17 protein-coding genes are annotated in these 24,818 nt (G+C 51.1%); 11 read left to right on the forward strand and 6 right to left on the reverse strand.

Annotated elements, in window-relative coordinates; all coding sequences use genetic code 11:
* Window positions 1-204: 204 nt before the first annotated feature.
* On the forward strand, window positions 205-1,137 hold the full coding sequence (locus M0L20_RS10315) for a sugar phosphate isomerase/epimerase family protein (protein WP_248476839.1): 933 nt from the start codon (window positions 205-207) through the stop codon (window positions 1,135-1,137).
* Window positions 1,138-1,144: 7 nt separating this feature from the next.
* Here M0L20_RS10315 and M0L20_RS10320 read toward each other — a convergent pair whose 3' ends face one another.
* Both M0L20_RS10320 and M0L20_RS10325 read right to left on the reverse strand, forming a co-directional pair.
* Entirely contained in the window at window positions 1,145-1,672 is a 528-nt protein-coding gene (locus M0L20_RS10320; protein WP_248476840.1) for an ABC transporter permease, read from the reverse strand.
* Window positions 1,673-1,860: 188 nt separating this feature from the next.
* A complete protein-coding gene (locus M0L20_RS10325) occupies window positions 1,861-3,294 on the reverse strand; it encodes a glycoside hydrolase family 125 protein (RefSeq protein WP_248476842.1) in 1,434 nt (477 codons plus the stop codon).
* Between the two features lie 253 nt (window positions 3,295-3,547).
* Between M0L20_RS10325 and M0L20_RS10330 the strand changes: the two genes are divergently transcribed.
* From M0L20_RS10330 to M0L20_RS10355, 6 genes are all read left to right on the forward strand, one after another.
* Window positions 3,548-4,249 (forward strand): NUDIX hydrolase, encoded by a 702-nt coding sequence (locus M0L20_RS10330; RefSeq protein ID WP_232560822.1) that lies wholly within the window; start codon window positions 3,548-3,550, stop codon window positions 4,247-4,249.
* 196 nt (window positions 4,250-4,445) lie between these two features.
* Entirely contained in the window at window positions 4,446-6,131 is a 1,686-nt protein-coding gene (locus M0L20_RS10335) for a ribulokinase (RefSeq protein ID WP_248476843.1), read from the forward strand.
* The gene (araA, locus tag M0L20_RS10340) at window positions 6,109-7,599 is read left to right on the forward strand and encodes an L-arabinose isomerase (protein WP_248476844.1); all 1,491 of its coding nucleotides are present in this window, start codon (window positions 6,109-6,111) and stop codon (window positions 7,597-7,599) included. The genes M0L20_RS10335 and araA overlap by 23 nt, the downstream gene beginning before the upstream one ends.
* A 64-nt stretch (window positions 7,600-7,663) precedes the next feature.
* Entirely contained in the window at window positions 7,664-9,205 is a 1,542-nt protein-coding gene (locus tag M0L20_RS10345) for an alpha-N-arabinofuranosidase (protein WP_248476845.1), read from the forward strand.
* Window positions 9,206-9,328: 123 nt separating this feature from the next.
* Complete coding sequence (locus M0L20_RS10350) at window positions 9,329-10,027, forward strand: L-ribulose-5-phosphate 4-epimerase (RefSeq protein WP_232560826.1); 699 nt, start codon at window positions 9,329-9,331, stop codon at window positions 10,025-10,027.
* A 145-nt stretch (window positions 10,028-10,172) separates the two neighbouring features.
* Window positions 10,173-11,330 carry an aldose epimerase family protein gene (locus tag M0L20_RS10355; protein ID WP_248476846.1) on the forward strand — a complete coding sequence of 386 codons (1,158 nt, stop codon included), beginning with the start codon at window positions 10,173-10,175 and terminating at the stop codon, window positions 11,328-11,330.
* Between the two features lie 88 nt (window positions 11,331-11,418).
* On the opposite strand, the gene M0L20_RS10360 is transcribed toward M0L20_RS10355, so the two are convergent.
* Window positions 11,419-12,423 (reverse strand): ScyD/ScyE family protein, encoded by a 1,005-nt coding sequence (locus tag M0L20_RS10360; RefSeq protein ID WP_232560828.1) that lies wholly within the window; start codon window positions 12,421-12,423, stop codon window positions 11,419-11,421.
* A 275-nt stretch (window positions 12,424-12,698) separates the two neighbouring features.
* On the opposite strand from M0L20_RS10360, the gene M0L20_RS10365 reads away from it, so the two are divergent.
* Window positions 12,699-16,250 carry a ThuA domain-containing protein gene (locus tag M0L20_RS10365; RefSeq protein ID WP_248476847.1) on the forward strand — a complete coding sequence of 1,184 codons (3,552 nt, stop codon included), beginning with the start codon at window positions 12,699-12,701 and terminating at the stop codon, window positions 16,248-16,250.
* A gap of 129 nt (window positions 16,251-16,379) precedes the next feature.
* Here the strand turns inward: M0L20_RS10365 and M0L20_RS10370 are convergent, their stop codons facing one another.
* The 3 genes from M0L20_RS10370 to M0L20_RS10380 all read right to left on the reverse strand — a co-directional run bounded on the left by M0L20_RS10370 (window position 16,380) and on the right by M0L20_RS10380 (window position 20,254).
* Entirely contained in the window at window positions 16,380-17,921 is a 1,542-nt protein-coding gene (locus M0L20_RS10370) for a YifB family Mg chelatase-like AAA ATPase (RefSeq protein ID WP_248476848.1), read from the reverse strand.
* Window positions 17,922-18,203: 282 nt separating this feature from the next.
* The gene (rsmH, locus tag M0L20_RS10375) at window positions 18,204-19,121 is read right to left on the reverse strand and encodes a 16S rRNA (cytosine(1402)-N(4))-methyltransferase RsmH (RefSeq protein ID WP_232560831.1); all 918 of its coding nucleotides are present in this window, start codon (window positions 19,119-19,121) and stop codon (window positions 18,204-18,206) included.
* A gap of 32 nt (window positions 19,122-19,153) precedes the next feature.
* Window positions 19,154-20,254 (reverse strand): hypothetical protein, encoded by a 1,101-nt coding sequence (locus tag M0L20_RS10380; protein ID WP_248476849.1) that lies wholly within the window; start codon window positions 20,252-20,254, stop codon window positions 19,154-19,156.
* A gap of 113 nt (window positions 20,255-20,367) precedes the next feature.
* On the opposite strand from M0L20_RS10380, the gene M0L20_RS10385 reads away from it, so the two are divergent.
* The 3 genes from M0L20_RS10385 (at window position 20,368) to M0L20_RS10395 (ending at window position 24,804) form a co-directional block, all read left to right on the forward strand.
* Window positions 20,368-21,621: a TlpA family protein disulfide reductase gene (locus M0L20_RS10385; RefSeq protein WP_248476851.1), complete on the forward strand. Its 1,254-nt coding sequence runs from the start codon at window positions 20,368-20,370 to the stop codon at window positions 21,619-21,621.
* Window positions 21,622-21,821: 200 nt separating this feature from the next.
* Window positions 21,822-22,292: a MarR family winged helix-turn-helix transcriptional regulator gene (locus M0L20_RS10390; protein WP_232560834.1), complete on the forward strand. Its 471-nt coding sequence runs from the start codon at window positions 21,822-21,824 to the stop codon at window positions 22,290-22,292.
* Between the two features lie 76 nt (window positions 22,293-22,368).
* The gene (locus M0L20_RS10395) at window positions 22,369-24,804 is read left to right on the forward strand and encodes a 3-hydroxyacyl-CoA dehydrogenase/enoyl-CoA hydratase family protein (RefSeq protein ID WP_248476853.1); all 2,436 of its coding nucleotides are present in this window, start codon (window positions 22,369-22,371) and stop codon (window positions 24,802-24,804) included.
* Window positions 24,805-24,818: the final 14 nt, after the last annotated feature.

Genomic DNA, 24,818 nt, shown 5'->3' on the forward strand with positions numbered 1-24,818 from the left:
CAACATTCCGGACAATACTGTTTTTAGAACCGCGCGAGCATCCCCGCCGACACCACCGCTAGGCATTCGCCATACCGTATTCTTTGAATCCGATTGCGTTATAGATGAAGCAGGTTTCAACAAGGTTAACGCTAGGCATGGAGTAGGGGAACCGTCCAAGAACGCTTTTAGTCCTGTTTCGTCCAACTTTCTACAGGATCTCCAATGACTCCCGTTTCACGTCGTTCTTTTTTGCTATCATCGGCTGTTGTATCCGGTAGCCTGCTCACCGCGTCAATTCCTGCGTTCAGCAAGGCACAAAAAGCGCTGCGGCTGGGTGGCCCCATTTTTCTCAAAAGTGATGATCCTGAAATCCTGGCTCGTGAGCATCGGCGGTTACGGTACAGTTCGGCCTATGTTCCCCCGGTCGAGTTGAAAGACTCGGACAAAATCAAGGCGATTCAAAAAGCATTTACCGAGCAGAATGTTCTTATTGCGGAGGTTGGTGCCTGGGTAAATATGCTGGATCAGGATGCCGAAAAACGTCGGAAGAATCTGACGTACGTGACCGAGCGGCTGGCCCTGGCCGAAGCGGTTGGTGCGCTGACCTGCGTAAATATTGCTGGTTCGTACAATCCTAAGCATTGGGACGGACCCGACGCCCGTAACCTGACGAAAGAATATTTTGACGCGACGGTTGAAAATTGTCGAAAGGTGATTGATGCCGTAAAGCCTAAACGGGCCAAATTCGCGCTCGAAATGATGGGCTGGAGCTTACCCGATGGACCCGAATCCTACCTCAAATTCATCAAGGCAATCGACCGGCCAGCGTTCGGAGCGCACATCGATATTGCCAACATCATCAACAGTCCCACGCGCTACTATACCAACACGGCCCTGATCAACGAGACGTTCCGGATTCTGGGCCGCTGGATTGTCTCGTCACACGCGAAAGATGTCTATGGAAAAGACGGTCATTTTATGGAAACCATGCCCGGTCGGGGAGAAATGGATTACGTAACGTACCTGCGCAACGTGACTGCATTGCCGCAGGAAGTGCCGTTGCTGCTTGAACACCTGCGGACAGCCGACGAGTACGACGAAGCGCGGCAATACGTTATCGGTCAGGCTGAGAAGGCGCAGATTTCGTTAGCCTGAAAAAAGCCTATAGCTCAGTAATCTCCCGAATACGCACTTTCACCGCCGGACGCTCCCCATCGGGTACTATCGCGACAAACATGTTGGTTACCGACTCGCCATTGTGCAGAATGTACCCCGCCTGGATGTTGGTTGTGGTCGTTACTTCTTTGCCTTCCGCGTTTTTAACTTTTTGCTGATAAGGAACAGTAAAGGGTTTAGCCAGAATCTTGCTGCCCTTCGCCGTCAGGCGCTTTCCGTTCGCGTTCAGACAGTCGAAGGCGGCTAGTTCGTTGAAGTTTTCCTGACCGAAAACGGTCTGCCGGGGAAGAAACAGTTTCGTGCAGTTGCTTTTGTTGGTGACGTAGACCGTCAGCTCATACCGCATGAACGGTTCGCCACTGATTTTTATGTGGCGTTCGTTCTTGATCTCAAACCCATAGTCGATCCCGTTGAATTGGGCGGGTTTGCCCGCTTCCAGATCATACGCCTGTTGGGCAAAAACGGGACAACAGATAGCTAATACAAACAGACAAGCGTTCAAAAAGCGGATCATAAGAATTAAGTTACGTTACGGGCTATAAAAATACGTAGAGAGCCACGTATCACGCAAGCCAAATTCAAACCGGGATTTAAACGGGCAGTACATGACGAACCACTGCCCTATTGAACCGACTAAGAGCAGTGGGGCAGTGGTCGTATTTTAATGCATTGTATGGCTATGAGCGGCCTGCAATAGCGTGATTACAGCGGCTTGCTCAACAGATGAGGCCGTTCGGCTGCTACTTTTAACACAAACTCGCCGAAGAGCGTGTTGGCCCAGGCAAACCACTTCCGGGTAAATTTAGCCGGGTCGTCCTGATTGAACGATTCGTGCATGAAACCTGTGCCCGCGTGGTTTTTCTTGAGCTGACGAAGCTGCGCCAGTATTTCCGCATCGTCGGTAGATGTTAGCCCGCGCATGATCAGACTCATTGGCCAGATGTTTTGTACCAGCGTATGCGGGCTACCGATCCCTTCGGCGGCTTTACCTTTGAAGAAATACGGGTTGTCGGCGCTGAGCACAAACCGGCGGGTGTTTTTGTAAATCGGATCGCTGGCAGGAAATGCACCCAGGTACGGTAAGCCCAGCAGGTTCGGTACGTTGGCATCGTCCTGAAGCAGGTAGTTGCCGTAGCCGTCCACTTCCAGCGCGTAGATTTTGCCGTATTTCGGGTGATTGTAAATGGCATGCTGTTTCAGCGCGCCTTCGACTTCGTTGGACAGCGCCCGACAATCGTTGGCAAACGCAGCTTCGTTTTTGTGCATCTGGTCGATCATAGTCGCCAATTGCCGGAAGGAAACCACCGCAAACCAGTTTGATGGCACGTAGAACGGGAAAACCGTCGCGTCATCCGATGGGCGGAAAATGCTGTGGATCAAACCAATTGGGCGGGATGCATTGCCATAACCATCGCCCGGAACCGTATCCGTTGACCAGGACGTCGTGCGACTAAATCGATAAGGTCCCCGGTTTGTTTTGCGCTGTTGCTCCCGGCAAGTTTGCAAGGCCAGCTTCATAGCTTGTAGCCAGCTGGCATCGAAGGGACTCGTATCGCCCGTCAATTTCCAGTACTGATGAGCCAGCCGGATCGGGTAACAGAGCGAATCCAGTTCCCATTTGCGCTCATGGAGGCCGGGTTTCATGGCCGTAACGTCTTTTTTCCATTCGCCTTCTTTGGTCGCATCAGCGTAGAAAGCATTGGCATACGGATCGCGACGGATGCACTCGGCCTGTCGGCGAATAACCCCCTCAATGAGTTGCTGTAAAGGCTTATCCTGCTTGATGAGCGGTAAATAAGGCCAGACCTGCGCCGTACTGTCGCGCAACCACATAGCGTCAATATCACCGGTAATCACAAACGTATCGGGCTTGCCGTCGCGGCTACTGAACTGAACCGTAGTATCGAGCGTGTTGGGAAAGCAGTTTTCGAACAGCCAGGCTAGTTCAGGATCACGGATGGTTTTGTGCATCCGCTCAATTGTTTGGTCAACGGCAGCACTCTTGAAATTCCGCTGACCGGTAGCCGTTCGAACAACGGGAAAATCGGGCGCTGAGGTTGCCCAGACGGCAGGCTGATTGACGAGTAATCCGGCACTGACTAAGCTGGACTGTTGGATAAAATGACGGCGATTCATGTAAACGAAAAGTAACGATAAGATGCAAAAAATGCCGGGTACAGCGCATAACGCTTCACTGTACGGTAATCAGGAGCAAAGAAAATGCAGCCAGCGCCCAGAATCGCATCCAAGGACAATATTATTTCGTGTTAAGGCCGTATTTGGCCTTCAAAGAAGGTATTCTTTGTTTACGCACTTTTTAGTGGATCAGCATATCTTTTTCTATACTTATGGCTTGAACCCCGATTACGTATCAGCACGATAAACGCTCATGATTCATTATACGCATCCAAACCGGATTTTGGTAGCACTGGACTGCATTATCTTCGGCTTCGATGGCGAAGAGATCAAGCTTCTGTTGATCAAACGAAATTTTGAACCGGAGAAGGGTAAGTGGTCGCTCATGGGCGGATTTTTGAATGAGACCGAGGACCTGGAAGCCGCTTCTCAGCGCATTCTGTACGAACTCACCGGATTGACCAACAACTATCTGGAGCAGTTGCAGACCTTCGGTGCCGTAAACCGAGATCCCGTAGAACGAACGATCTCCGTAATCTACTACGCGCTGGTCAACATCGAACAGCAGGATGTTAATGCCATTAAAGCACATAACGCCTATTGGATCAGCCTGACGAACAAACCAGAGCTGATCTTTGACCACGATGCTATGGTTGAACAGGCGCTGCAACGGTTACGCTACAAAGCCGCTTTGCACGCTATTGGCTTTGAGCTGTTACCAGAAAAATTCACGATTCCACAGCTTCAAAAACTCTACGAAGCGATCTACAAAACCCAACTCGACCGTCGCAATTTTAGTCGGAAAATCATGTCGACGGGTTTGTTGGAGAGTACGGGTGAAAAGGATACCAACTCGGCTACCAAAAAAGGCCAGCTCTACCGGTTGAATAGCGAGAAATACCAGCGGTATCTAACCGATTACGTTAGCTTCTTTCCCGAACTGACTTTATCTTAAAACCGACTCATTCTTCCAGAATAATATACTATGTTTCGATAGCTGGTGAGTAAAAAATAATTTCTATTCTTTATTGATACAACACAACAAGTTTGTAGTATTGTGTCAGATAAACACTATTCGGAAATCGCTTCTGAATGAAACCCTTACTTAATGATCCGGCGCCCAAATCGGGACGCGGTAACAAATCACCATTATGAGCAATTCCTACGTTATCGGGGTTGATTTTGGCACCGACTCGGTCAGGGCGCTGATCGTCGATACGCAGACCGGGCAGGCCGTTGGAACGCATGTCCATAACTATGTCCGGTGGAAAAAAGGACTTTACTGCAATCCCGCTACTTCGCAGTTTCGCCAGCATCCGCTCGATTATCTGGAAGGGCTGGAAGCAAGTATCCGGGGCGCACTGGCTAACGCATCCGATGACGTACGACAGCACGTAGTCGGTATCTCGATTGATACGACAGGTTCGACACCCGGACCGGTGGATGAAACAGGGTTGCCGCTAGCGCTTCGGCCCGATTTTGCCGAGAACCCAAACGGGATGTTTATTCTCTGGAAAGACCATACCGCCAATGCCGAAGCGGAAGAAATCAACAACCTCGCTCACCACTGGGATATTGACTACACGAAATATGTCGGGGGCATCTACTCGTCGGAGTGGTTCTGGGCAAAAATGCTGCGAACGATCCGGGTGGACGAAGCGGTTCGTCAGCACGCGTTTTCGTGGGTCGAGCATTGCGACTGGATTTCGGCAGTGCTGACCGGCAATACGAATCCACTCACGCTTCGTCGGTCGCGTTGTGCGGCTGGTCACAAAGCGCTTTGGCACAGTGAGTTTGATGGACTACCTTCCGAAGAGTTTCTTACCCAGCTCGATCCTTTGCTGGCTGGACAGCGCGACCGGCTTTACCACGATACCTACACATCCGACCAGTCTATGGGAAACCTGTCGGCTGAATGGGCTCAAAAGTTAGGGCTCTCTACCGACGTTGTTGTTGGGGTTGGTGCTTTCGATGCGCACATGGGCGCTATCGGTGCGGAGATCGAGCCTTACGCTTTTGTTCGGATCATTGGTACGTCAACCTGCGATATTCTGATGGCTCCCAACGAAGAAATCGGTCATCGGCTTATTCGCGGCATCTGCGGTCAGGTCGATGGGTCGGTTGCGCCGGGAATGCTCGGTCTGGAAGCGGGTCAATCGGCTTTTGGCGACGTGTACGCGTGGTTTGCCCGGCTGATTACCGGCCCGGTGCGCGAACTGCTGGGCGACGAAGCCGCTGATACCATGAGCAGTCAGCTCATCCCACATCTTTCGGCACAGGCCGAGCAGTTGCCCGTTACGGCGAACGATCTGATTGCGCTGGACTGGATCAACGGACGCCGGACGCCCGATGCCAATCATACGCTGAAAGCGGCCATTACTGGCCTGAACCTTGGAACGGATGCACCTAAGATCTTCAAAGCACTGGTCGAAGCGACGGCCTTCGGTTCTCGCAGCATTGTCGATCGTTTCCTACAGGAAGGCGTTCCGATCAGCAAGGTAATTGCAATTGGGGGGGTGGCCAAAAAATCACCCTTTGTCATGCAAACCCTAGCCAATGTGCTTAATAAACCCATTCAGGTGGCTAGTTCCGATCAGGCCTGTGCGCTGGGAGCCGCCATGTGTGCCGCTGTAGCCGCTGGTATTCACCCGACGATGGAAGCCGCTCAGCAAGCAATGGGTTCAGGCTTCGATGCTGAGTACCAGCCCCGTCCAGAACAGGTAGCGACCTACGAAACTTTATACCAGAAGTACCTTCAACTAGGCGCTTTTGTCGAAAATAAACCAGTAAGCAGTTCCCAATCAATCGCGCAGTATGCTCAATCTGAATCACTATGAAGTCTGGTTCGTCACCGGAAGTCAACACTTGTACGGTGAAGAAACGCTTCGACAAGTAGATACTCATTCCCAAATTATTGCCAAGTTTTTAGATGAAGCTTCGGCTGTTCCGGTGCGGGTCGTTTTCAAGCCAGTCGTTAAAACACCGGACGAAATTTACGCGATCTGTCAGGAGGCCAATGTCGCACCCAATTGTGTAGGGATCATAACCTGGATGCACACGTTTTCGCCCGCTAAAATGTGGATTCGGGGACTGACGGTGCTTAAAAAACCATTGCTTCACCTGCATACCCAGTTCAACCGGGATATTCCCTGGGGCGACATCGACATGGATTTTATGAACCTCAACCAGTCGGCGCACGGCGACCGCGAGTTTGGGTTCATGGTATCGCGGATGCGCCTGAACCGGAAGGTAATCGTTGGTTTCTGGCAGGATGAAAGCGTTGTACAAACGATTGGTGCCTGGACACGGGTGGCCGTAGCCGCTTACGAGTTAAAGACCATGAAGGTAGCCCGTTTTGGGGATAACATGCGTCAGGTAGCCGTAACCGAAGGCGATAAAGTAGCGGCCGAAATGACCTTCGGAATGTCGGTTAATACCTACGGAATCGGGGATCTGGTCGCGGTGATCAATCAGGTAACGGACGGGGACATAGATCGGCTGGTGGAAGAGTATGCCGATAGCTACACGCTGATGGATTCGCTGCTGAAAGGCGGTGCGCAATACAGTTCGTTGCGCGATGCGGCTAAGATCGAATTAGGCTTGCGGGCTTTCCTGAAAGACGGAAACTTTAGCGCCTACACCGATACGTTCGAGGATTTGCACGGTATGGCGCAGTTACCTGGTATCGCGTCGCAGCGGTTGATGGCTGACGGCTACGGTTTCGGGGGCGAGGGCGACTGGAAAACCTCGGCGATGGTGCGTACGCTAAAAGTGATGGCGGCTGGTCTACCGGGCGGTAACTCGTTTATGGAAGATTACACCTACCATTTCGATTCGGTAAATCCGTTGGTACTGGGCTCCCACATGCTTGAAATCTGCCCGTCCATTGCCGACGGTAAACCGTCCTGCGAAATTCATCCGTTGGGTATTGGCGGCAAAGCCGATCCGGTGCGGCTGGTGTTCAACGCTCCGGCGGGTCCCGCAATCAACGTATCGCTGATCGACATGGGCAATCGGTTCCGTTTGCTGGTCAACGAAGTCGAAGCGGTTGCCGTAACCGAAGCGTTGCCCAAATTGCCGGTAGCCCGCGCCTTGTGGAAACCCATGCCCGACATGCAAACCGGCTGTGCGGCCTGGATATTAGCGGGAGGGGCGCACCACACGGTCTACAGCCAAAACCTGACGACCGAACATATCGAGGATTTTGCCGAAATCTTTGGTGTCGAGCTAGTTGTCATTGACAAGGACACAACCCTACGGCAGCTAAAGAACGAATTACGCTGGAACGAAGCGTCTTATCGATAACCCTTTCCTGTCCTCTGCTCACGCTTTTACGGAAACGAAGGAGCAGAGGACAACCCTGATTTTTATGAAAAAACCATTTCTTACACTGGCGTTGGCGTCGCTGAGTCTTGTGGGCTTAGCACAGAACAAAGTGACGATCAATGGGGATGAAGGCAAGCATACCATCAACCGGCATATCTACGGCCATTTTGCCGAACACCTGGGCCGCTGCATCTACGGCGGTTTTTACGTCGGCGACAACAACAAGACCATCCCGAACAAAAACGGGGTGCGGCTCGACGTGGTCGACGCATTAAAGAAGATGAAAATTCCGAATCTGCGGTGGCCGGGCGGCTGCTTTGCCGATACGTATCACTGGAAAGACGGCATTGGTCCGAAAGCCAAACGCCCGAAGATCGTGAACACCTGGTGGGGGGGCGTTACGGAAGATAACAGCTTTGGTACGCACGACTTTCTAAACATGTGCGAACTGCTGGGCACCGAGCCGTATCTGGCAGGTAACGTCGGCAGTGGCACCGTGCAGGACCTCAGCGAATGGGTGCAGTACGTCAACTTCCCGAGTAATAGCCCTATGTCGGCCCTGCGGCAGCAAAACGGGCGATCAACACCCTGGAACGTTAAATATTGGGGCGTTGGCAATGAAGCGTGGGGTTGCGGAGGAAACATGAAACCCGACTACTACGCCAACATCTACCGCCAGTACAGCACATTTATGAACGGGCAGGTCGGTAAGGAAAAGATCTTCCGCATTGCATCCGGAGCCAGTTCGGATGATTACAACTGGACCGAAACGTTGATGAAAAACATTCCTGGCAACATGCTCGAAGGCGTGGCGATGCACCATTACTCGGTGTTCGGCTGGGGTGAAAATGCGAAAGGTTCGGCCACGGAGTTCACCGAAACCGACTACGCCCACACCATGAACGAAGCCCTGAAAATGGATGAGTTCGTGCAGAAGCACTCGGAGATCATGGACAAGTACGACCCGAAGAAAAAGGTCGCGCTGGTCGTCGACGAGTGGGGTGCGTGGTACAACGTTGAGCCGGGTACGAATCCGGGGTTCCTTTTCCAGCAGAACACCATGCGCGACGCCGTACTGGCGGGAGCTACGCTCAATATTTTCCACAAGCATGCTGAACGGGTTCGGATGGCTAACCTGGCGCAGGCGATCAACGTACTACAGGCGGTTATCCTGACCGACGGTCCAAAGATGCTGCTGACGCCGACCTACCACGTGCTGGAAATGTACAATGTTCACCAGGACGCAACCATGCTACCGGTCGACGTGAAGGCTGACGACTACAAAGTGGGTGAGTACAAAATGCCTGCCGTGTCGGTTTCTGCCTCGCGCGACAAAGCCGGAAAAACGCACATTTCGCTGGTTAACATCGACGCGGGTAAGCCCCAGACCTTCACAGTAAACCTGAAAGGCATTAACGCGAAAAGCGTGTCGGGTCGTATTCTGACATCGGCTAAAGTGCAGGACTACAACACCTTCGCTCAGCCGAATAAAGTGAAACCGGCGCCTTTCTCCGGTGCCAAACTCACTGGTGATGAACTAACCGTAACCCTGCCCCCGGTGTCGGTGGTGGTGTTAGAAATGTAGAATTAATGAATGCGTGCCGCAACGGAGGTTGAATTAATGAGCGAGTGTTTGGTTTTGCGCCAGCAATTATTCGCTTATTCAACCTCCGTTGCGGCACGCATTCACACAATCACGCATTGAATCATGTACAAAAATCTTCAAGACGAATGCTACGAGGCTAATATGCAGCTTCCGGAGCTGGGACTGGTGCTGTTTACGTTCGGTAACGTCAGTGCTGTCGATCGCGACAAAGCGGTATTTGCGATCAAGCCCAGCGGGGTACCGTACGCGCTGCTCAAACCCGAAGACATCGTTATCTGCGATTACGACGCGAAGATTGTCGCCGGAACCATGCGCCCCTCGTCCGATACGAAAACGCACGCGCTGCTGTACAAAACCTGGGACGACATTGGCGGAATCACGCACACCCACAGTACCTACGCGGTGGCCTGGGCGCAGGCGGGTATGGACATTCCCATCTTCGGCACGACCCACGCCGACCACACGCATCAGGATATCCCCTGCGCCCCGGTACTAACCGACGAGATGATTCAGGGCGACTACGAACACGAAACGGGGAACCAGATTTTCGACGTATTCCGGGAAAAGGGGCTGTCGCACAAGGAAGTCGAAATGGTGTTGCTGCAAAATCACGGTCCGTTCACTTGGGGGAAAACGGCCGAAAAATCAGTGTACAATGCTGCCGTGCTGGAAGAAGTGGCCCGTATGGCGTACATGACACTGGTGATCAACCCCGATACGCCACGCATCAAAGACACGCTTCGGCTCAAGCATTATGAACGCAAGCACGGCAAGAATGCCTACTACGGGCAAGGGTGCTGACATGTAGCTCCAAAAGAAAATTGTAAGCTGGAACCGCGATCAATCTGATTATCGATCAGCTACATTATTTTCTGATGCGTATTCGCTTTTACGTAGCGGGGAGCGGGATCGAACTCCGCATCTTATCATCACCTTGCCTTTTCCCATGAAAATAGTCTTTCAATTTACAGCTGTTGCCCTGCTGATGGGCTGCTTAGCCATGACATCTTCTTCCCCAGAATCAATTGACCCGAATCAAAAAGCCGGAATTGAAAAGTCAGTGTTTGGTCAGTTACCCAGTGGGCAAACGGCTGATTTATACACGCTTCGCAACGCAGCCGGTATGACCGCCAAGATAACCAATTATGGAGGAATTCTGGTGTCGCTGGTAACACCGGATAAAAATGGCAAATTCGAAGAAGTTACACTGGGTTACGATTCACTGGACCCCTATGTACAAAGCAACCCGTTTTTCGGTGCTTTGGTGGGGCGCTACGGAAATCGAATTGCGAAAGGCCAGTTTACGCTCGATGGAAAAACGTATTCGCTCGTAACGAACAACATGGGTAACCATCTGCACGGTGGTAAAGTCGGTTTCGACAAGGTACTCTGGACTGCTACGCCAGTCGATGGCAAAGAGCCCGCTCTGAAATTGGCGTATACCGCAAAAGATGGCGAAGAAGGTTATCCGGGCAATCTGGCGGTTGCCGTTACCTACACGCTCACCAACGACAATACGTTGCGGATCGACTACCAGGCTACGACCGATAAACCAACCGTGGTGAACCTGACCAATCATACGTATTTCAATCTGACCGGCGGAGTCAAACGCGACGTTCTCGACCACGTGGTGACGCTCAATGCCGACCGGTTTCTACCTGTTGACAAGACCTTGATTCCAACGGGCGAACTAAAGCCTGTTGCGGGTACGGTTTTCGATTTTACGAAGCCAACGCCGATCGGTGCGCGGATCAACGATGCAAACGATGATCAGATCAAATACGGGTCGGGCTATGACCATTGCTGGCTGATCAACGGTCCTGAAACGGCGTCGAAGCGAGTTGCTACGGTCTATGAACCAACCAGCGGACGGGTGATGGAAGTGCGTACCACTGAACCCGCCGTTCAGTTTTACACGAGCAATATGTTGGTCAGCAAAGCGCCGGGCCACGGTGGAGTTTCCTACAAAAAGCGGGATGCGCTGTGCCTTGAAACGCAACACTATCCCGACTCGCCTAACCAGCCTTCTTTTCCGACAACCGAACTACGACCCGGCCAGACGTACAAAACGACAACCGAGTATACGTTCTCTACCCGGAAATAATTGCTGAACGCGTTTGACACAGTACTAACGTGAAGAGGGCCGTATAATCGTATACGGCCCTCTTCACGTTAGTCGGCTAATTGGTCGATTAGTACGTTATTTTCTTAACCGTACCGTCAATCAGGCTGCTGACGTAATAGGTGTTAGCGGCAGTACCTGCAATGATCGATGTTGGGTAATTAAGACCCGTTAGTAATGTTGTCGTTTGTCCATTGACGGTTTGCTTTATGTTTCCTGAATTTTGGGCGAAACCTTGCGGACCGAACTCTCCAACACTAAGCGTGATAATGCGCTTGTCAGGTGCTAGCAGTAAATCTACCATTGTCGTATAGCCTTCCTGGAACGTATCCACGCTACCGTCCTGACTGATTTTATAGATTCGAGCCTTGCCCACAGGGAAAGGAAAACCAATCAACGTAGTTACCAGAAACTTATCGCCATCAAACGTAATGCTGGTTGGTACAACGTTGATTTTAGGCGGGCCCACCGTGGTTGGATTGTCAATGTTTGCCAGTTCTGTGAACACACTCAACGCTCCATTGGGGGTCCGCCGAATGATGGCGTTGGCTGCTGCGTCAGTGATGTACAAATCGCCGTTGGGCGCGAACGTAAGGTTATACAGGTTTGAATCGTCGGTATCTTCCTTAAACTTATAATTCAGGACAAACTGACCTATTGGCTCGCTGCTGAGTTGGCTAACCGTCATAGCCGGATCGCCCGGCTTAAAATTAGAAACATCGGCTTTGTACAGCTTGTCATCGACGCCGTGCAGAATGTACAGCATACCGTCTTTATAAGCCAGATGGTTAAGACCGTCGGGCGTGTTTTCGGGGCTAACGGTCACCGAAAAACCGGTGATGACCGGGTACTTATTGCCGTCCGGTGTGATGACCGATACGCGACCCGCTCCGGCTTCGGTAACCCAGATCTGTCCTTTAGCGTCACGCGCCAGACCGATGGGCGCGCCCAGGCCACTAGCCAACGTGGTAGGAGTTGGTAACTGACCCGAAGCAGGTGGCTCCCGGTGATCCTGACAACTGGTTGCTGCCAGAAGAGCGCACAGAGAAAAAACGCTAAGCAGTTTAGTTTTCATGAACGAGTAATGAGGAATTGAAACGTAGATAGATGACTAGCAATCAGTATGATTACGGGGCCAAAATAAAAGAGCTTGAAAGGATATCGTTGTTTTTTATAGCAAACGGTAGCTTTAGAAGAGGCCCTATTATTTTACGGTAGTCTACGCAGGCGATTTATTCCACAAGCTGCACTGTAATGCCTGTTCGGTTAGGTAGTTTATTTCGGTTTTGGCCTTATTGAAATAACCTAACTGTCAATCTATTTCCTAAGCGCTGCTTAACTGTAATCGTTATGTCTTTTTTATCGACATCTGGTAAACGCTGGCTTCATCTGCTCGGAGCGGCCGGGGTTTCCATAAGTTTGTACGCGTGCCTGAGTACGCAAAAAGTTACCAATCAAACGGGAGCCAACTCGGTTTCGGCCACCGACGCTTCGGTAACACCTACGTCTGCCGTTCCTGAACCGGGCCGGGCCACACCTGGCCGGGTGTTGGTTTTTTCTAAAACAAAAGGCTGGAAACACACGTCCATTCCGTTTGGCATTGCGGCTATTCAGAAGCTGGGTCGGGAAAACAACTTTCTGGTCGATACGACCAAAAACGCGAATTACTTCAACGACGATAGCCTGAAAAAGTATCAGGCCGTTGTCTTTCTGAGTACTACGGGCAACATATTAAATCAAACCCAACAAGCGGCTTTTGAGCGGTACATTCAGGCCGGGGGGGGCTACATGGGTATTCATGCCGCTGCCGATACCGAATACGATTGGCCGTGGTACAACAAACTGGTGGGTGGGTATTTCGCGAGCCATCCGAGTAATTCAAACGTTCGGAAAGCGACGGTTGACGTGACCGACAAAAACCATCCGTCAACGGCGCACCTGCCCGACCATTGGGAACGCACGGATGAGTGGTACAACTACCGCTCGTTCTACACCGATCTGACCGTACTGGCTAATCTGGACGAGAACACCTACGACGGAGGAACAAACGGTAGCAATCACCCGATTGCCTGGTATCATGAGTTTGACGGTGGACGCGCTTTTTACACGGGCGGTGGCCACGAAGATGCCAGCTTTAGCGAACCGTTGTTTGTGCAGCACGTACTCGGTGGCCTGAAATGGGCCATGGGCGACGGCAAGGCCCTGAACTACAGCAAATCGTATGCAGTGGTAATGCCTGAAGAAAACCGCTTTGTAAAAACGGTCCTGGTCAATGACCTCAACGAGCCGATGGAGTTAGCCATGGCCAACGACGGTCGTGTTTTCTTTACCGAACGCAGCGGTAACCTGTCGGTTTACAACAGCCGCACCAACGAGCATAAAATCATGCACAAGTTTGCGGTAACGACAAAGCAGGGCTTCGGTGTACAGGGCGTTACGGTTGACCCAAATTTCGCGACGAACCATTACCTGTACGTGTATTATTCGCCTGATACTGATAAAGATCCGACCTATCATTTGTCGCGTTTCGTAGTCAATGCCAACAATACGCTTGATCTGGCTTCGGAGAAAGTAATCTTGAAAGTGCCCGGTGAGTTTGAAGCTAGTGCCCACCACGGCGGCTCACTGGCCTGGGATAAAGACGGCAACCTGTTTCTCTCAACGGGCGATAACACCAACCCGTTTCCATCGAACGGCTACGCGCCCATCGATGAACGTCCCGATCATCTAACACTCGATGCCCAGCGGTCAGCCGCCAACACCAACGATTTACGCGGTAAAGTCCTTCGTATTCATCCTCAGGCCGATGGTACCTACACGATTCCTGACGGTAACCTGTTCCCGAAAGGTACTGATCAAACGCTGCCTGAGATCTACACGATGGGGCTGCGGAATCCGTACCGCATTGCCGTCAACCCGAAAACGTCGGTCCTATACTGGGGCGAAATTGGTCCTGATGCCGGAAAAGACAGTACCATCGGACCACGGGGTTATGACGAATTCAACCAGGCGAAAAAGCCCGGTAACTACGGCTGGCCCCTGTTCATCGGTAACAGCCAGCCCTATCCCGATCTGAATTTTGCGACCAACGAGGCCGGTCCGAAATTTGATCCGAAGGCACCGGTTAACAGTTCCCCGAACAATACGGGCATGAAAAATCTGCCGCCGACCAATTCGGCCATGATCTGGTATCCGTATGCCGCTTCAAAAGAGTTTCCCGAACTAGGCTTGGGCGGACGCAGTGCAATGGCGGGCGAGTTTTATACCTACGACAAGAACTCGTCGTCAAAAACGAAATTCCCGGAATACTACGACGGAGCCTTGTTTATCTTCGACTGGATGCGCAACTGGGTTGTAGCCGCGCGGTTTGATAAAGACGAAAACTACGTGCGCAACGAGCCGTTCATGGCCGCTGGTGGCGACTTCCGGCGACCTATCGACCTCGCGTTCGGTAAAGACGGAGTCATGTACATGCTGGAATACGGTTCCGTTTACGGCGCTGACAACGACGACGCGCGTTTGGTGAAAATCGAGTACAACACGGGCAACCGGCCACCTATTGCTAAAGCAGGTATCGTTGACTCGGTAGCCGTAGCGCAGCGGAATGCCCGTTCGTACCTGACGTCTGACGGACGCAACGCCCCCGCCATCCGGGAGGCCATCGGTCAGGCTCCGTTGCGGGTAAAATTCAGCGGTCGCGGTACCGATCTGGACGATGAAGACCAACTGACGTATCAATGGCTCTTTGACGGAAAAACGGTTGGTGCAACGCAACCCAACGCGACGTATACCTACAGTCAGCCCGGTGTTTATAAGGCTATTTTCAAAGTAAGTGACCAGACCGGACAGGTTGGCATGGACACCATTGTTGTCAAAGTCGGCAATGCTAGCCCTGAAGTTGCTATTACAACACCCGGCAACAAATCTTTCTACTGGGAAAATAAGCCGTTTGCATACGCCGTAAAAGTGACGGATAAGGAGGACAAAAAGATTGATCCCAAAAAGATAAAAGTAGTCTACGCCTACAGCGCACAACCGGGGGGAGCCCCAACGGCGGGTCCTCAGCAGGGCCATCAGGACTTAGCCGCTATCGGTAATGGGTCACTGGGTAAAACGCTGGTTGCCAATAGCGACTGTAAAGCGTGTCATACCATCGATAAGCCATCGGTGGGTCCAACCTTCCTGGCGGTTGCTACCCGTTACAAAGGGCAGGCCGGATCGGTCGAGCGACTGGCGAGGAAGATTATCGAAGGGGGGGGCGGTAACTGGAGTAAAGACCATCTGATGAGTGCTCACCCGCAGATTCCGGTGCAGGATGCTCAGGAAATGGTGAAATACATCTTCTCGCTGACCGACGAGCGCAAACAGAAAACGGTTCCGCTGCAAGGAACGCTGGCGTTGAATGAGCATAAGCCGGAGGAAGCGCGAGGGCAATACACGTTGGTGGCTTCGTACACCGATAACGGCGGGAAAGTGGTTGGACCGCTTACGGGTACCGACATCGTCACGTTGCGCAATGCGAAAGTAAAAACGCTCAATGCCGATGCTTACGTTGGGTTTCCGCGCTGGGGCAGTCGGCTGGGTGCCGGAAGTCACAAAGCCTATATTTTGATGAAAGACATTGATTTGACGAATATCAAGTCGCTCACGTACGATTACTCATCGGTCAGTAAAGATGGCGAAATCGAAGTACGGCTCGATTCTTACGCTGCGCCCATCGTCAGCCGAACAGCCTACAAAGCGACCGGCGATTGGAAAAAGAACAGCGAAGTAACGGCTATTTTTGATAAGCCCGTGACCGGTAAGCACGATGTTTACATTGTTGTGGTTAAGCGAGATAAGCCAAACAACGACATTATTCAACTGAACAGCGTCCAATTCAACGAGCAGAATAATCAATAATTATTCTGTATGGTATTACTCGTGTGGTGTCGGTTTCTCAAAATAGTATTGTCCGAAATGTCGGATTTGCTGTAATCTGATGTCCTTCTGCGGTGGTGTCGGTTTTGAGAAACCGACACCACTGTTGTTTTATCCCGCCCAACTCTCCCGGTCCAGGCTCCGGTACTGAATCGCTTCGGCGAGGTGCTCGATGCGGATTTCTTCGCTGGCGGCCAGGTCGGCAATTGTGCGCGACACTTTCAGGATGCGGTCATATGCACGGGCCGACAAGCCGAGCCGTTCCATCGCCGTTCGAAGCAAAGCCCGCCCAGCATCGCTGATGACGCAGATTTCCTTCACCATTTGCGAAGGCATCATGGCATTGGAATAAATGCCCGGCTGATCATTGAACCGCTCCGTTTGTATATCGCGGGCTTTGATTACCCGCTCCCGAATCACTTCACTGGATTCAGCGGGACGGTTCGCCGTCATTTGATCGAACGAAACGGGTGTTACTTCAACGTGCAAATCGATCCGGTCGAGGAGAGGACCACTGATTTTAGCCAGGTATTTCTGCACCACACCCGGTCCGCATACACATTCTTTGTCAGGGTGATTGTAGTAGCCGCAAGGGCAGGGGTTCATACTGGCAATAAGCATGAAACTAGCCGGAAACTCTACCGCCCACTTGGCCCGTGAGATGCTTACTTTTCGATCTTCCAGCGGCTGCCGCATGACTTCCAGCGCCGAGCGTTTGAACTCTGGCAACTCATCCAGAAACAAAACGCCGTTGTGGGCCAGCGAGATTTCACCCGGCTGTGGAAAGCTGCCACCACCGACCAGGGCCGCGTCGGAAATCGAGTGGTGTGGGGCGCGGTAGGGGCGGGTCGCAATGAGCGTGGCGCGGCTACCGAGCTTACCCGCTACGGAGTGAATTTTGGTTGTTTCGAGCGCTTCCTGCAACGTAAGTGGGGGTAGGATGGTAGGCAAGCGCTTTGCCAGCATCGTTTTGCCCGCACCCGGCGGACCAATCATGATGGCGTTGTGCCCACCGGCCGCAGCGATCTCCAACGCCCGTTTAATGTTTTCCTGGCCCTGTACGTGCGAGAAATCAACTTCATACGCGTTGATCTGACTCATAAACAAATCGCGCGTGTCGCTGACCAACGGCTCAATCTCTTTCTTGCCTTCGAAGTAATCAACCGCTTCCTGTATGGTTGTCACACCAATAACGTCCAGATTGTTGACGATAGCCGCTTCCTGGGCGTTTTCGACGGGAAGAATAAATCCTTTGTAACCCTGTTTTCGGGCTTCAATCGCAATGGGCAATACGCCTTTGATGGGCCTGAGTTTCCCGTCGAGCGCCAGTTCGCCCATAATCACGTAGTCTTCCAGATTGCGTTTGACAGTAATCTGTTCGGATGCCTGGAGGATACAAAGCGCAATCGGCAGATCGTACGCGGAACCTTCCTTGCGGATATCGGCGGGGGCCAAGTTAACCACGACTTTCTGCCGGGGCATTCGGTAACCGAAAAATTTCAGAGACGCTTCCACCCGGTGTTCACTTTCCTTAACGGCACTATCGGGCAAACCGACGAGATGAAAATGCAAACCCTGCGCGACGACCACTTCGATCGTAATCAAACTGGCATTGACGCCATACACAGCCGCGCCGAAGGTTTTAGCTAGCATAGAAGAAAGAAGTAAACAAATTAAATAAATAGGTTTCAAATCTACATTGCTGTCGGTCAATAACAAAGTAGATTTCGGTGTCAGTATGCTCGTGGTGCCAGATTCTCAAATCATTATTGCCCGAAATGTTAGCTTTGCCTCAATCCGATGTCCTTCTAGGGTGGTATCGGTTTTGAGAAACCGACACGAATTGCTGACGCCAAGGGTCGGTTTTGAGAACCGCGCGGGCGGCCCCGCCGACTCCACCCGCCCGACACCACCAATCATACTGACACTCAGAAGTTAATCAACCAATGGTTTCTCGGCAATACGAAGCTTGGCACTACGGGCGCGGGGATTCCGGGCAATTTCGTCGGGTGTCGCTTCGATGGGTTTGCGGGTCACGGATTGGAGCGGTTTCAGGTCATTGCCAAACAAATCTTTCTCGACCTCGCCCTGAAATTTACCCTTGTTGATAAAGTTCTTGACCAGTCGGTCTTCCAGCGAATGATACGACATCACCACAAGACGCCCGCCCGGCTTTAGTACCTCCGGCACCTGCTCCAGAAATTCTTCCAGGGCCTGTAATTCTTCGTTCACTTCGATGCGAAGCGCCTGAAAAACCTGGGCAAAATATTTATTTTCTTTACCGCGTGGCGCGTATCGTTGCAAGGCGGCTTTCAGATCGTTGACCGTTTTAAGCGGCCGGTTTGAGCGAGCCGACACGATGGCGCTGGCAGCGGTTCGGGCGTTAGTGATTTCGCCGTACATACCCAAAATTCGGTGCAAATCCGCTTCCGAATAGTCATTAATCACCTGCCGGGCTGTGCGGTCGGCCTGTTGGTTCATGCGCATGTCGAGGTCAGCGTCAAAGCGGGTCGAGAAGCCGCGCTCTGGTGTATCGATCTGGTGCGATGAGATACCTAGATCGGCCAGAATACCGTCTACCTGATTCGCTTTGTACAAACGCAGGTAGCGTTTCATGTTGCGGAAATTAGCGGCAACGAATGTCAATCGCGGGTCATTGATGGCCTGGGCATTGGCGCGGGCATCGGCATCCTGATCAAAACCGAACAAGCGTCCGCCTTCCAGTTGATGAAGGATTTCGCGGCTGTGCCCGCCCCCGCCAAACGTAATATCGACGTAGGTGCCGCCGGGTTGTAAATTCAAACCGTCGATGCAGGCTTGTAATAAAACAGGTTCGTGGTATGTAGTTGGCATAATTGTTTGATGAACTATATTCATTCCGATCATCATTGAGGTACTCGTTTTCTGGTTAATGACGAGAGCGGCAATGTAGCTCGAAGCATAAGAGCTGGACGAATATGACTATTGGAGCCATCTTCTTTAAAACCAAAAAGTAAACCCGAAAAGATGGGGTATCGTGTCTCAATAGATATCATTTTTCGATAGCTCAAACCAATACTGGTATCTAAGAAACCAAAACCAGTCGAAAACCCAGTATATAACTTACCTTGAATAGCATGTTGGCCAAAGTACTTCCCGGCATAGAACCCAAGCTGAAGTGTCGTTTCGACTCCTACTGAGGAATTCCGGCTAGACCGCCCAAGATCAAGACATAGGAATGTATTATTGAGTCTCCTGGGAAGCAGAACCTGACACATTAATCCATAACCTATTACAGTTCTCTGATCGGTAGGCCACAACGAAGCAAATGTGCCAAGTAAGAAAGTTGCCGTTCCTAATTTTTTCTGCTCTGAGTATATCTTAGAATCTATCTTACAAAACGAAAGGTATTCCTTAAAAAGTTGAAGTATACTTTTCTCTGAGTAAGTAGTATTGTCTATTTTCAGGGTAGGACATTCCTGAAGTAAGGTTCGTAATTGCCTTCTGTATTCATGATCCGCTATATCAAACCTACCCTCTCGCCGATACACCTGGACATGAATATCATTCAATAAGGTCAGCGTGTCGTTTTTACTAATAACAAAACGTACTGATGCATCCTGATCGAAAAATCGATAAAGTTTTACGGATTCACTATCGAGTAATAATTCAGCTAGGTAATAAGTTGAATCTACATGATCGATGATATTTCCTCCAATCGATACAGGAGATGTTGCGTAATAAGGAACTTTTAAATACAAGCTCTCGTACGTGGGACCGCCTTGGATAAAGAGTTTTCGCATACTTCTTAATGAAAAGGAGGTCATCGATCCCACCGTGTCTTCTCCAAATTCTATATTTTTAGGACTTCTGTCCCAATCGTAGAATTTAACAAATCCAGTAATTGTTTTCTCGTTGTCATCCATCAGCGTGGCTGACCGGACTTGATATTGTGCTAATAAAGAAATTGGTAGTAATAGTATGAGGAAAGTAAAAAGTGACCGCATGAACAATAGTGAAGGTGGGTGGAGTTAATTTGTTTATTTACTTACGCATTACAAACTTCAAATTACTGGCGTCTATTCGTAAGCTATTTACAGTACATTAACGAGTGATTTTTATGAAAAGAGTGATTATTTATAGCATCTATTTATTAGCGACCACAGCCTGCTCCGGCCAGTCTACTTCGTCAACGGTAAAGCCCGGAACGTACCGCGCTGTTCTGAAAACCAAAGGTGGCGACTTACCGTTCGGATTGGACATTCAGCCAACAGCAGGTTCTTCTAAAACGTACACAGTCTTTGCGCTCAACGGTAACGAACGGCTGCCAATGGACCCCGCTACCGTTCAGGGTGACTCCATTCGTATACCGATGGCGTTGTTTGAGTCGGAATTGATTGCAAAGATAGAGGATAATACGCTCCGTGGCGTCTGGCGTCGGCGTCGGACTGCGCAACAGTATCAGACATTACCGTTTGAAGCGCAGCACGGCCAGAATTACCGGTTTGTCAAAGAAGCCAAAGGAACAGCTGCGAATCTGGCTGGTAAATGGGCGACCGACTTTGGCAGCAAAACTGGAAAGGTGGATACCGTAAACGCCGTGGGGGTGTTTAATCAGAAAGGTAATCAGGTAACGGGAACCTTTCTGACACCGACGGGAGACTATCGCTACCTCGATGGCAACGTTGTGGGTGATAGTCTGTTTTTATCCTGCTTCGATGGATCACATTTGTTTCTGTTCAAAGCTAAACATGATCCGGCCACGAAAATGCTCACGGGTGGTTTCTGGGAGGGGGTTTCTGGGTACGAGTCGTGGGTAGCTCGGTTTGATCCCAAAGCCGAATTGCCTGATCCCGCCAAGCTGACTTTTCTGAAACCCGGTTCAAAAACACTAAATGTATCGTTTCCAGAACCAAACGGCAAGGTCGTTTCGCTGGCTGATCCGCGCTTTAAAAACAAAGTGACGATTGTGCAGATTCTAGGATCCTGGTGCCCAAACTGCATGGACGAAACCAATTTCCTGAGTCCCTGGTACAAGCGCAACAAGCAGCGGGGTGTGGAGGTGCTAGGTCTGGCGTTTGAACGGTCGCCTGAAATGGCCGAATCGGGTCCGAAGATCGAACGGATGAAGCAGCGGTTCAAAATCGATTATCCGGTTGTATTGGCAGGCACCAACGATAAGGCGCAGGCCTCGAAAGCATTGCCTGATCTGAATGCCGTAGTTGCTTTTCCAACGACCATTATTATCGATAAAAAAGGGCAGGTGCGCTCTATTCATACCGGCTTCTCCGGCCCCGGAACTGGTAACTACTACGATCAATACGTAGACGAGTTTAACCGGCTAATTGACAAGTTGCTGGCAGAGAAGATCTAAATCGTCTGGTAGTTCGGTCTGGGTTGTAAGATTTGACCGACTAGGCTTTCGTTTAGCTCTTCCATTTCTTACAGCGCTAATCTCGAATAAGAGTGTTCGATCAAATCATATAAATCCTGATTGAAACTATTATGCATGCATACTGTTTTCAGAAAAAATAGTAGATTTACATCCATAAATTGGACAGTACGACACCTGCTATGAAAAAAGAGAAAACAGTAGATTTCCACATAAAGTGGGCCTGGCATGCCATTTCGCGGATGTACAACGCCCACGCAGGCCGCTTCGACATCACGATGGCGATTGGCTACGTGCTGCTCAACATCGACCTCGATAACGGTACGCCCGCTACCAAAATTGGTCCGTTGCTGGGAATGGAGCCGCGCTCGCTGGTGCGGATGCTGAAAAGTCTCGAAGAGCGAGGACTAATTCGCCGGGAGGTAGACGGAAACGACAAACGGTTTGTGCGCATCTACCTGACCGAAGAAGGTAAAGAGAAACGGGAGATGGCTCGTGAAGGCGTTATTCAGTTCAATAACATGATTCGCGAACGAATTCCGCTCGACAAACTGGTCGTTTTCTTCGATGTGATCAAAGAAATCAATCGGATGGTCGAAGATGAAAATGCGAAAATCAAAACCGGCGAACCCGAAGAATTACCCTTAGATTAACCATAAAGCCAGGAACACCGATAAAGTCTACGAATCAACGGGTAGCTTTATCGGTGTCTCTTTTACCACAAACCCCATGGAAGCAACCCTGGAGAAACCCAAACCACAAGTAAAAAATCGGACCATCCGGCGCGTAGCCGTATTAGGTTCGGGGATTATGGGATCGCGGATTGCAGCTCATTTCGCCAATATCGGTGTAGATGTACTGCTGTTGGACATTGTCCCGAAAGAGCCGAACGATGCCGAAAAAGCAAAAGGGCTAACCGTCGATAGTCCAGCCGTCCGTAACCGGATCGTCAACGACGCGTTCCAGACGATGCTAAAAGCAAGTCCCGCTTCGTTGTACGCACCAAAATTTGCCGACCGAATCAAGCTGGGTAATTTCGATGATAATCTAAAGGATATAGCCACCTACGATTGGGTGATCGAGGTAGTCGTTGAACGGCTCGATGTCAAGCGTTCGGTATACGAGCGCGTCGAGCAGTTCCGCAAACCTGGAACGCTGATCACGTCAAACACGTCGGGTATTCCGATGCACCTGTTGACGGAAGGTCGCAGCGAGGATTTCCGGCGTAACTTCTGCGGAACGCACTTCTTTAATCCGCCCCGCTACCTGCGGTTGCTCGAAATCATTCCCGGTCCCGACACCGACCCGGCGGTTATCGATTTTCTGATGAACTACGGGGATTTGTACCTCGGTAAAACGACCGTTCTGTGTAAAGATACGCCCGGCTTCATTGCCAATCGACTCGGTATTCAATCGTTGATTCAAACCATTCGCGTAGCCGAAGAACTGGGTCTGACGGTCGAGGAAGTCGATAAACTAACCGGCCCCGTCGTGGGTCGTCCTAAGTCGGGAACGTTCCGGTTGTCGGATGTGGTCGGTCTGGACACGACGGTCAACGTAGCCAGCAACCTAGTCAAGATGGAGCACGACGAGTCGCGGTCGTCGTTCGAGTTGCCAACATCGGTGCAGAAACTGATGGAGAACAAGTGGCTGGGCGACAAGACCGGTCAGGGCTATTACAAGAAAACAAAAGATGAGAAAGGGCAGACGCTGATTTTGGCGCTGGACCTGAAAGCGTTTGAGTATAAGCCGTCACAAAAAGTAAAATTCGGAACGCTGGAGAGTACCAAAGCGATTGACAACCTGAAAAAACGGTTTCCGGTGCTGATCGCTGGTAAAGACAAGGCAGGTGAGTTTTACCGTCGGACGTTTGCCGATGGGTTCCGCTACGCAACGTATCGCATTCCCGAAATCTCCGATGAACTGTACCGGATCGACGCGGCTATCACGGCTGGCTTTGGCTGGCAGCTGGGATTATTTGAAACCTGGGATGCGATTGGCGTCCGCAAAGGTGTCGAGCTGATCGAATCATCTGGTCAGAAGCCCGCGCCGTGGGTATACGATATGCTCGACGCTGGTTTTGACAGTTTTTATAAGCTGGAAAACGGCAAGCGGAAATACTATGATATTCCAACGAAGAGCTACAAAGTAATTCCAGGTACGGAGGCATTTACCATTCTGGAAAACTTGAGTAATAACATTGTCTGGAAAAATTCCGGTGCTAACGTTGTCGATCTGGGCGACGGTATCCTGAACGTAGAGTTCCGAAGCAAAATGAACACCTTCGGTCAGGAAGTATCGGAAGCGTTATTAAAAGGAATTTCGCTGGCCGAGAAAGATTTTCGGGGGCTGGTTGTCGGGAATGATTCGACCGACGCGTTTTCTGCCGGGGCCAACCTCGGAACGCTGTTTATGTATGCCGTTGAGCAGGAGTTCGACGAAGTAAACCTGATGATTGCGCAGTTCCAGAAGCTGATCACGCGGTTACGCTATTCATCGATACCCGTTATTGTGGCTCCGCATACGCTTACGCTGGGGGGCGGCTGCGAAGCGGTGCTACATGCTGACCGAGCCGTTGCTCATGCCGAAAGCTACATTGGGCTGGTCGAAGTGGGTGTCGGGTTGATTCCTGCGGGCGGTGGTACGAAAGAAATGGCGGCTCGCGCGTCGGATCTTTACCAAACCGGCGATCCCGAATTGAACATTCTGCAAAATGTGTTCATGAACATCGCCACGGCGAAAGTGTCAACCTCGGCGCAGGAAGCCCGCGACATGAACTATCTCCGCTCGACGGATCAGATCGTACTAAACCGCAGTCGGCTGCTGGCCGAAGCCAAGCAGGCGGCTATCGAACTGGCAGAGAACGGATACACCCAGCCAAAACCGCGTATGGACATCAAAGTACAGGGAAAAACCGGTATTGCCTTGTTTAAAGCGGGTATCACGGCTATGCACATGGGCCGCTACATTTCGGACCACGACCGTAAGATCGTTGACAAGCTGGCGTATGTAATCTGTGGTGGTGATTTAAGCGTTCCGCAAAACGTGTCGGAGCAGTATCTACTCGATCTGGAGCGGGAAGCCTTCCTGTCGCTATCGGGCGAAAAGAAAACGCTGGAACGTATTCAAAGCCTGCTAACGGGCGGTAAGCCGCTGCGGAATTAGAAAATCTGATTAGT

The sequence above is a fragment of the Spirosoma liriopis genome (genome assembly GCF_023196085.1).
GTDB lineage: Bacteria > Bacteroidota > Bacteroidia > Cytophagales > Spirosomataceae > Spirosoma > Spirosoma oryzicola.